Origin of the sequence: Pseudomonas sp. 2VD (assembly GCF_005503585.1) — a bacterium.
GTDB lineage: Bacteria > Pseudomonadota > Gammaproteobacteria > Pseudomonadales > Pseudomonadaceae > Pseudomonas > Pseudomonas aeruginosa.
This window is the reverse complement of the sequence record NZ_SCND01000247.1, coordinates 1-9,214: the sequence shown is the minus strand read 5'-3', so window position 1 is coordinate 9,214 and position 9,214 is coordinate 1. Positions and strand designations below refer to the sequence as shown.

The following is a 9,214-nucleotide window of genomic DNA, read 5'->3' as shown; positions in this document are numbered from 1 at the left end:
CACCATGTGCGCAGCCAGGGTTCCGCAGCCGACCACCAGCAGGCGCCGCGCATCGTCCCGCGCCAGGTAGTCGGCGGCCAGCGCCGAGCTGCAGGCGGTACGCCGGGCGGTCAGTTCCGAAGCCTCCAGCAACGCCAGCGGGCGACCGTCTTCGCCGTCGAACAGGGCGAACACCGCGGCCACCGCCGGCAGGCCACGCGCGCCGTTGCCGGGGAACACCGTCACCAGTTTCACGCCGATCCCCTCGCCGGCCTGCCACACCGGCATCTGTAGCAACGAGGCCTGCCCCGGCAAGGCATGGCAGCTGCGCAGCGGCGCACTGCAAGGCTTGGCCAGGCCGATGCGCAACGCCTCGATCAGTTGTGGATAAGACAGGCGCTCGGCGACCTCGGCGTTGCTGAAAAAGCGCAGGCTGTGCATAAGTCGAGTTTCCTCCGTCGCTGCAGGACAGCGCCCGCCCCGGCGGCCAGAGCGCCGAGGCGGGGCGCGCTCAATGTCCGCCGAGATAGGCGTTGCGCACCTCCTGGTTGCCGAGCAGTTCTTCGCCGCTGCCGCTCATGCGGATTTCCCCGGTGACCATCACGTAGGCGCGGTCGGAGAGCTTCAGCGCATGGTTGGCGTTCTGCTCGACGAGGAAGATGGTCATGCCGCTCCTGGCCAGCTCGCGCAGGGTCTGGAAGATCTGCTTGACCACGATCGGCGCCAGGCCCAGGGAGGGCTCGTCGAGCAACAGCAGCTTCGGCCGGCTCATCAGCGCGCGGGCGATGGCGAGCATCTGCTGCTCGCCGCCGGACATGGTCATGGCGCGCTGGTTGCGCCGCTCCTTCAGGCGCGGGAACAGCTCGAACATGCGCTGCATGTCCTCCTCGGCGTGGTCCATGCCGATGGGAATGGTACCCATCAGCAGGTTTTCCTCGACGCTCATGTCGGGGAACACCCGGCGTCCTTCCGGCGACTGCGCGATGCCGTTGGACGCCACGTAGTGCGCCGACTTCTGGCGGATGTCCTGGCCGCGATAGAGGATCTGCCCGGCCGCCGCGCGCGGCTGGCCGAAGATCGACATCAACAGCGTCGACTTGCCCGCGCCGTTGGCACCGATCAGGCTCACCGTCTCGCCCTCGTTGACCTGCAGCGAGACCTTCTTCAGCGCCTGGATCGGCCCGTAGAACACGTCCACCTCACGGAATTCCAGCAACGCCGCGCTCATGACAGCTCCTCTTCGTCGGCACCGAGATAGGCGGCGATCACCTTCTCGTCATGGCGGATCTGTTCGGGGTTGCCACGGGCGATCACGTCGCCGTGGTCGAGCACGATGATGTGGTCGGAGATGTTCATCACCATGCCCATGTCATGCTCGATCAGCAGTACGGTGATCCCGTGGTGGTCGCGCAGGTAGCGGACGATGTTGCTCAGGGCGTGGGTCTCGGCCGGGTTGAGGCCGGCGGCCGGTTCGTCCAGGCAGATGAGTTCCGGCCGCGTGCACATGGCCCGGGCGATCTCCAGGCGCCGTTGCTGGCCGTAGGACATCTCGCCGGCCAGGCGGTTGGCGCAGTCCACCAGGTCGACCACCTCCAGCCAGTAGAACGCGTGGTCCAGCGCCTCGCTCTCGGCGCGGCGATAGCCGGGAGTGTTGAGGATGCCGGCGAGCAGGTTGCGGTTGACGAACATGTGCTGCGCCACCAGCAGGTTCTCCACCACCGACATGTCCTTGAACAGGCGGATGTTCTGGAAGGTCCGCGCCAGCCCGGCGCGGTTCACCAGGTGGGTGCCGCCGAACATCTTGTAGTAGAGGCGACTGCCCAGTTGCGGCGGCTTGACGAAGTCGTCCAACTGGAACGGCTCGCCGAGCACCTGGATGACGTCCGTGGTGCGCCCCTGGGTGTTGAGCAGGATGTTGCCGCCGGTGGCCTTGTAGAAGCCGGTGAGGCAGTTGAACACGGTGGTCTTGCCGGCGCCGTTGGGGCCGATCAGCGCGGTGATCGAACCGCGCTCGACGTCGAGGTTGACGTCGTTGAGCGCCTTGATGCCGCCGAAGTGCATCATCAGGTGCTCGACGCTGAGGATCTTGTCGCTCATGGCGCCACCCCCTTGCGCGGGGCGAAGCCCACCCGGCTGATGCGGATCAGCCCGCGCGGCCGCCAGATCATCATCACCACCATGAGTATCCCGAGCAGCAGCACGCGGATGTCGGCGAAGCTGCGCAGCAGCTCCGGCGCCACGGTGAGGACGAAGGCGGCGATCACCACCCCGACCGTCGAGCCCATGCCGCCGAGCACGACGATGGCGAGGATCAGCGCCGACTCGAAGAAGTTGAACGAGGACGGGTTGACGAAGCCCTGGTAGCTGGCGAAGAACACCCCGGCCAGTCCCGCGGTGGAGGCGCCGAGCATGAACGCCGAGAGTTTCACCAGCACATGGTTTAGGCCCATCGCGCGACAGGCGATCTCGTCCTCGCGCAGCGCCTCCCAGGCGCGCCCGACCGGCATCCGGGTCAGCCGGTGCTTGATGTAGAGCACCAGCAGCACGACCAGGAACAGCACCACGTAGATGAACAGGAACTTCATGTTGGGGTTGTAGGCGATGCCGAGGAACTCGTGGATCGGCACCCCGCCATCCTTGGCCCGGCGGCCGAACTCCAGGCCGAGGAAGGTCGGCGCCGGCGCCGGCATGCCGTTCGGCCCGCCGGTGAAGGACAGCCAGTTGTTCAGTACCAGGCGGATGATCTCGCCGAAGCCCAGGGTGACGATCGCCAGGTAGTCGCCATGCATGCGCAGCACCGGGAAGCCGAGGATCGCCCCGGCCACCGCGGCGGTCAGCGCGGCCAGCGGCAGGACGGTCCAGAAGCCCAGGCCGAGGTACTGGTAGCCCAGCGCCAGGCCATAGGCACCAATGGCGTAGAAGGCCACGTAGCCGAGGTCGAGCAGCCCGGCGAGGCCAACCACGATGTTCAGGCCCAGGCCCAGCAGCACGTAGATCAGGCCGAGGATGACCACCGCCAGCAGGTACTTGCTGGCGAAGAACGGGAAGATCACCGCGGCCACCAGGATCAGCGGCACGATCCAGCGCAAGCGGGTCTTGTAGCCCGGCGGCAGGACGTGGACGCCGCTGCCAGCCCCCTCGAAGCGCTCCAGCACGGCCCGCCCGCCGCGGGTCTGCAGGTAGAGGCTGAGCAGGAAGCGCCCGGCCATCACGATCGCGATGATCCAGCCGACCCGCTCGTAATGCAGGTTGAAGCCGTAGCCGTCGAGGACCACGCCGACGATGGGGCCGAACACCACCAGGGCGATCAACCCGGAGAGCACGGCATCGAGGACGCACTGCTTGAGATCGATGGAAGTCTCGTTGCTCATCGTCGTCCCCTTACACCTTGGCGATCTGCGGGCGGCCGAGCAGGCCCTGGGGACGGAAGATCAGGATCAGTACCAGCAACGAGAAGGCGAACACGTCCTTGTAGTCGGTGTTGACCATCCCCGAGAACTGCGCCTCGGCCACTCCCAGCACCAGGCCGCCGAGCATCGCCCCGGGCAGCGAGCCGATGCCGCCGAGCACCGCCGCGGTGAACGCCTTGATGCCGATGATGAAGCCGGCGTAGAAGTCGAAGGTGCCGTAGTTCATGGTGATCAGCACCCCGGCCAGGGCGGCCATCGCGGCGCCGATGACGAACACGTAGGAGATCACCCGGTCGGTGTTGATCCCCAGGATCGAAGCCATCTTGCGGTCCTGCTGGGTCGCCCGGCACATGCGCCCGAGCTTGGTGTAGCGGATCACGTAGGTCAGCACTGCCATGCCGATCAGCGAAGCGATCAGGATGAACAGCTTGGTGTAGGTGAGCTGGACGAAACCGTCGCCGACGTGGAATTTCAGGGCGCCGTCGAGCAGGGTCGGGATCCCCTGCTGGCGCGGTCCCTGTGCCACCTGCACGTAGTTCTGCAGAATCAGCGACATGCCGATCGCCGAGATCAGCGGCGCCAGGCGCGTGGAGTTGCGCAGCGGCTTGTAGGCGATGCGCTCAATCACCCAGCCGTAGGTGCAGGTCACCAGCACGGTGAACAGCAAGGTGCCGAGGATCAGCAGCGGGAAGTTCTGCAGGCCGAAGAAGGCCAGCAGGGCAAGGGCGATGGCCGACAGGTAGGCGGAGATCATGTACACCTCGCCGTGGGCGAAGTTGATCATGCCGATGATGCCGTAGACCATGGTGTAGCCGATGGCGATGAGGCCGTAGACCGAGCCGAGGGTCAGCCCGTTGATCATTTGCTGGAGGAAGATGCCGTCCATTTTTCAGTCTCTTCAGGGCGAATCGCGACGGCCTTTGTAAGGCGCGCCGGCGCTCGCCGGTGAAAGCGGACGGGTGCTACTGAAACGGCCCCGGATCGCGGGACTCCAGACCGACCACACGCAGACGTCTTCGGTGAATCCGCACTACGGCGGCAAGCACGGGCGAGCACTTCAGCAGCTCCCGGACTTACCCATGCGCCGAGCCTGTGCCCGGCGCATGGCGGTCGAGCGCGATCAGGGCAACTGGTGGTACTTGCCCTTGTCGTCCCACTCGTAGACCACGTAGTCGGAGACTTTCAGGTCGCCCTTCTTGTCCCATTCCTTCTTGCCCATCACGGTCTGCACCGGATGCGACTTCAGCCACTCGGCGGCCTTGGCCGGATCGTTGGCGCCGGCGCCGTTGAAGGCCGCCGCCAGGGACTGGATCGAGGCGTAGGAGTAGAGGGTGTAGCCTTCCGGCTCGAAACCGCCGGCACGGAACTTCTCCACCACCGCCTTGCCGTCGGGGATCAGCCGCGGGTCGGCGCCGAAGGTCATCAGCACGCCCTTGACGTACTGCGGACCGCCGGCGGTGGTCGCCAGTTCGTCGGTGACCACGCCGTCGTCGGACATGAACCTGGCGGTCAGTCCCTGTTCACGCATCTGCCGTACCAGCGGACCGGCTTCCGGATGCAGGCCGCCGAAGTAGACGACCTCGGCACCGGAGGCGCGGATCTTGGTAACCAGCGCGTTGAAGTCCTTCTCGCCGCGGGTCAGGCCCTCGTAGAGAACCTCTTTCACGCCGAGCTTGTTCAGTTGCGCCCTGGTGGCGTCCGCCAGGCCCTGGCCATAGGTGTCCTTGTCGTGGATCACCGCGACCTTCTTGGCCTTCAGCACCTTGACGATATAGTCGCCGGCGACCACGCCCTGCTGGTCGTCGCGGCCGCACATGCGAAACATCCCGGAGAGTCCGCGCTCGGTGACCTGCGGGTTGGTGGAACCGGGGGTGATGGCGATGATCCCGGCCTCGTCGTAGACCTCGGATGCGGGGATGGTCGAAGAAGAGCAGAAATGGCCGACCACGGCGATGGCCTTGTCCTGGTCTACCAGGCGGTTGGCCACGGCCACGGCCTGCTTCGGTTCGCAGGCGTCGTCGGCCTTGACCAGCTTGATCTTCTCGCCGTTGATCCCACCCGCCGCGTTGATGTCTTCCGCCGCCTGGGACGCGCCGCGCCAGTATTGCTCGCCGAAGGAGGCGTTGGCGCCGGTATGCGGTCCGGCCACACCGATCACGACGTCGGCCAGCGCATGCGTGGAAAGACCCATCACGGATGAAACCGCGAGAGCCAGGATGCCTTTTCTGAACAGCTTCTTGGACATGGGGTGTTGCTCCTGAGGATGATGTTGGCGCTCGTAACTACGATGTTGTTGTTGTGTTTCGCTCAACAGGCAGAGCAAGCGGCGTGCCATTCGTTTTTTTCCTGAGTGGCCGGCCACAAGAACTTTAGCCCTCCTTTCCGTTTTTATCTTTGTTATTGGAAATCAGTCATTTAGACATTTCTCCGAATCCCCTTCGGAGAGCTACAGCCCAGGCTTCACAAGGCCTGAACCGTTCCTAGGAATAACTCTACAACGATATTGAAGCGGTTAGAAACTGCACGTCACTGGTGCGCTGCACGCACTAATTGAGGTCCTCTTTTTTAATGAAAGTGCAGGACAGAGCGGTTTTTAAAATTAATATGAACATGAACTTCCCGGGATTCGGTACTTGGCGGAAAAAGTCGATTCGAATACGACATGGACATATCCGTGAGCGACGCCACGTTCGGCGCAAAGCCCTGTGACGGATTCGTCATAAGCCAGCGAATGCTCTATCGCGAGACTTGCCGGCAGTAATAAGCGTCGCCCGGCACCCCGGCAAGCGAGCTTTCCTCCCCACGTCATTCCGTTTATTCATATAACGCGTTCCGCCCGCTCCACCCGCGCCAGGAAACCCGCCATGCTGAACAAACGCCGCCTGCCGTCGATGACCGCCCTGCAATGCTTCGAAGCGGTAGCCCGGCACCTGAGCTTCACCCGCGCCGCCGAAGAGTTGAGCCTGACCCAAAGCGCCATGAGCAAGCAGGTCGCGCAACTCGAGGAGCAGTTGCAGCACGCCCTGTTCCGCCGGGTGCGCAAGCGCCTGCAACTGACCCCGGCCGGCGAGCTGTACCTGGCCGAGGTACGCCGCATCCTGCAACAGGTAGAGCTGTCCACCCGCTTCCTGCTTTCCTACGGCGGCGAGACCGAAGTGCTGCGAGTGGCGACCCCGCCGACCTTCGGCGCGCGCTGGCTGATCCCGCAACTGAACGGCTGGCGCCACCGCCACCCGAACATCCACCTCGACCTGCGCCAGGAACTGGAACCGGACGACCTGCGCCAGGGCCATTGCGACCTGGCGTTCTTCTTCGGCCCCGGCACCCTGCCGGGCGCCGAGTGCATACGCCTGTTCGGCGAACAACTGGTGGCGGTCTGCGCGCCATCCCTGCTGCCGGCCGGCGGACTGGACGAGCCGACCCAACTGGCGGGGCTGGTGCTGCTGCAGAACGCCAGCCGCGCGGAGGCCTGGCACGACTGGTTCGCCAGCCTGGAGCGAAATTGCCAGGGTTGCTACCACGGTCCACGCTTCGACACCTTCTACATGTGCATCCGCGCCGCCCAGGCCGGTTGCGGGGTAGCCCTGCTACCGCGCTTCCTGGTCGAGGAGGAACTCGCCGAAGGCAAGCTGGCGATCGCCTGGCCGCACGCCCTGCCCAGCCAGGAGGCTTACTACCTGGCCTATCCCGAGCATGCCGCGGAAGTCCCCAAGGTGCGCCATTTCATCGAGTGGATGGTAGAGCGCCTGGAGCAGGAGCAACCCTCAGCGGGCCCCCGCCAGACGCGCCACGGCCCGGTTTGACGTTTCCGCTGTGCGGAACCATCTTTACTCTCACTCGGTTCACCTCGGAACGTCCCATGCTCACTGGCGTCACGGTTCGAATCCGCCTGCTGGTCCTGGCGTTGCTGCCCCTGACGATGCTCGTCACGGTCATCGCGATGGCGCTGGCCAACGCCAGTCGACTCGATGCCAGCTTCCAGGACCTTTTCAACAACCGGATGAAGCCCATCAGCCAGCTCAAGATCGTCGCCGACGCCGTTGCGGTCAGCGTGGTCGACGCCCTGCACAAGTACCGTGCGGGGGTCTTCGATGAAGAGCGCCTGCAGCAGGAGTTGAGTGGGGCGCTGTCGCGCATCGAGAAGTCGTGGGCCGACTATTCCGCAGACCACCGGACTGCCGCCGAGAAGGAAATCATCGAGTCGCTGGTCCCCACCCTGGAACAGGTCAAGCGGATGACCCTGGCATACGGCGAGCAGGCCAGGGCCGGAAGCCTGCGAAACGTCGAGGCCGGAACGTTCAATCGCGAGATGTATGGTGCGTTCGATCCCCTGGGAACCGCGCTGTCGACGCTGATCGACCTGCAGCTCAGCGAAGGCGCCAAGCTCAACGAGCAGATGGAGAAACGCTACGACTCCATGCGCACCACCTTCCTGCTCATCGGCGCCGCAGCCCTGGTCCTCATCGTCGCCGCGGCCTGGTTCATCAGCCTGTCGATCATGCGCCCGCTTTCCGATCTGCGCGGGGTGATCCGCCGCGTGCAGGACTCCTCGAATCTCACGCTCCGCGCCGATGCGCGCGGGCGCGACGAAGTGTCCGATACGGCGCGCGCCTTCAATATGATGCTGGAAAGCCAGCAGGCGCTGCTCCGCCATCTCGCCGAGACAGCCAGGAAGCTGACCGTCACCTCGGACGAGATGAGCGCCATCAGCAACCAGGTCAGCCATGTCGCCACGTCCCAGGGCGACCAGACCGACATGGTCGCCACGGCGGTACACCAGATGAGCATGGCGGTCCAGGACGTGGCGCGGAACGCCCAGGCCGCCGCAGCCAGCGCGGAATCGGCGAACAGCGAGGCGCACACCGGAACCGGCCTCGTGCATGCGAACCTCGACGCCATCCAGGGCCTGTCGGTCATGGTCGGAGAGGCGGGAGCCGTCATCGACACGCTACGCAACAAGACCGATGAAATCAGCACCGTCCTGGAAGTCATCCAGAACATCGCCCAGCAGACCAACCTGCTCGCCCTCAATGCCGCGATAGAAGCCGCACGGGCGGGCGAGGCCGGACGCGGGTTCGCGGTGGTCGCCGATGAAGTGCGCAGCCTGGCCACCAATACGCACAAGGCCACCGAAACCATCCGCGAGATGATCGAAGCCCTGCAGGCAGGCGCCAGCAGCGCGGTCAGCGTGATGCAGCAGTCACGCGAGCAGGCCCAGGTCAGCGTCCAGCGCGCCCACGAGGCGGGAAAGGCGCTCGGTCTCATCGCCCAGGCGGTCGAAGGTATCGCCCAGAGCAACGCGCAGATATCCACGGCGACGGAAGAACAGACCGCCACCGCGAGCGAGGTCAGCCAGAACATCGACTCGCTCAATGCCAGCATCGGTGAAGTCGCCGAGGGCGCGGTGAAGACCTCCACCTCCAGTGTCGAGCTGGCGAAGCTGGCAAACGGACTGGAGCAGCAGATCCAGCGCTTCACCGTCTAGCAAGCGCGGCAGGGAGCGGCCTCACCGGCCCTGCCGCACCCGTTTGTCAGGACGCCAGCAGGCTGCGGTCGAAAACGAAGGCGCCGCCCGGCTTCGGGGTGAAATGCAGGACGTGTTGCGGGCGCCCCATGGGCGGACGCTGGCGTTCGCCGGTGTCCTCGACCCAGCCAGCCTCTTTCATCCGCTCCAGGCGCCCGCGCAGGCTGGAATGCTGGACTTCCTGGCCGATGGCGCACTCGAAGGCCTTCAGCGCCTCGGCCACGGTGAAGCGCGGCGCCAGCAGGAACAGCGGCAGGGCGCTGTACACCGACTTGCTCGCCAGGCGCTTGCAGGCCTGCTG

8 protein-coding genes and 1 pseudogene are annotated in these 9,214 nt (G+C 65.2%); 2 read left to right on the top strand and 7 right to left on the bottom strand.

The window, feature by feature from the left end; all coding sequences use genetic code 11:
- The 6 genes and pseudogenes from FFS27_RS22610 to FFS27_RS22585 form a co-directional block, all read right to left on the bottom strand.
- Positions 1-420: pseudogene (locus FFS27_RS22610) on the bottom strand (ornithine cyclodeaminase family protein); the annotation flags it as partial.
- Positions 421-490: 70 nt separating this feature from the next.
- The gene (locus tag FFS27_RS22605) at positions 491-1,207 is read right to left on the bottom strand and encodes an ABC transporter ATP-binding protein (protein WP_003095563.1); all 717 of its coding nucleotides are present in this window, start codon (positions 1,205-1,207) and stop codon (positions 491-493) included.
- Positions 1,204-2,076, bottom strand: a complete 873-nt coding sequence (locus FFS27_RS22600; protein WP_003095566.1) for an ATP-binding cassette domain-containing protein — start codon at positions 2,074-2,076, stop codon at positions 1,204-1,206. The genes FFS27_RS22605 and FFS27_RS22600 overlap by 4 nt, the downstream gene beginning before the upstream one ends.
- A complete protein-coding gene (livM, locus tag FFS27_RS22595) occupies positions 2,073-3,350 on the bottom strand; it encodes a high-affinity branched-chain amino acid ABC transporter permease LivM (RefSeq protein ID WP_003099983.1) in 1,278 nt (425 codons plus the stop codon). The genes FFS27_RS22600 and livM overlap by 4 nt, the downstream gene beginning before the upstream one ends.
- 10 nt (positions 3,351-3,360) lie before the next feature.
- Positions 3,361-4,275, bottom strand: a complete 915-nt coding sequence (locus FFS27_RS22590; protein WP_003095571.1) for an ABC transporter permease subunit — start codon at positions 4,273-4,275, stop codon at positions 3,361-3,363.
- Between the two features lie 234 nt (positions 4,276-4,509).
- The gene (locus tag FFS27_RS22585; protein ID WP_003135508.1) at positions 4,510-5,634 is read right to left on the bottom strand and encodes a branched-chain amino acid ABC transporter substrate-binding protein; all 1,125 of its coding nucleotides are present in this window, start codon (positions 5,632-5,634) and stop codon (positions 4,510-4,512) included.
- Positions 5,635-6,253: 619 nt separating this feature from the next.
- On the opposite strand from FFS27_RS22585, the gene FFS27_RS22580 reads away from it, so the two are divergent.
- Positions 6,254-7,192: a LysR substrate-binding domain-containing protein gene (locus tag FFS27_RS22580; protein ID WP_003095575.1), complete on the top strand. Its 939-nt coding sequence runs from the start codon at positions 6,254-6,256 to the stop codon at positions 7,190-7,192.
- Positions 7,193-7,248: 56 nt separating this feature from the next.
- Positions 7,249-8,874, top strand: a complete 1,626-nt coding sequence (locus FFS27_RS22575) for a methyl-accepting chemotaxis protein (protein WP_021263653.1) — start codon at positions 7,249-7,251, stop codon at positions 8,872-8,874.
- 46 nt (positions 8,875-8,920) lie between these two features.
- On the opposite strand, the gene FFS27_RS22570 is transcribed toward FFS27_RS22575, so the two are convergent.
- Positions 8,921-9,214: NrtR DNA-binding winged helix domain-containing protein (locus FFS27_RS22570; RefSeq protein ID WP_442962187.1), on the bottom strand; the 294-nt coding region annotated here is incomplete at its 5' end.

What these genes read in the sequence shown, in the direction of transcription:
- FFS27_RS22585 (WP_003135508.1), bottom strand. Translation starts at nt 5,634, where the DNA reads ATGTCCAAGAAGCTGTTCAGAAAAGGCATCCTGGCTCTCGCGGTTTCA.
- FFS27_RS22600 (WP_003095566.1), bottom strand. Translation starts at nt 2,076, where the DNA reads ATGAGCGACAAGATCCTCAGCGTCGAGCACCTGATGATGCACTTCGGC.
- FFS27_RS22605 (WP_003095563.1), bottom strand. Translation starts at nt 1,207, where the DNA reads ATGAGCGCGGCGTTGCTGGAATTCCGTGAGGTGGACGTGTTCTACGGG.
- FFS27_RS22590 (WP_003095571.1), bottom strand. Translation starts at nt 4,275, where the DNA reads ATGGACGGCATCTTCCTCCAGCAAATGATCAACGGGCTGACCCTCGGC.
- FFS27_RS22575 (WP_021263653.1), top strand. Translation starts at nt 7,249, where the DNA reads ATGCTCACTGGCGTCACGGTTCGAATCCGCCTGCTGGTCCTGGCGTTG.
- livM (WP_003099983.1), bottom strand. Translation starts at nt 3,350, where the DNA reads ATGAGCAACGAGACTTCCATCGATCTCAAGCAGTGCGTCCTCGATGCC.
- FFS27_RS22580 (WP_003095575.1), top strand. Translation starts at nt 6,254, where the DNA reads ATGCTGAACAAACGCCGCCTGCCGTCGATGACCGCCCTGCAATGCTTC.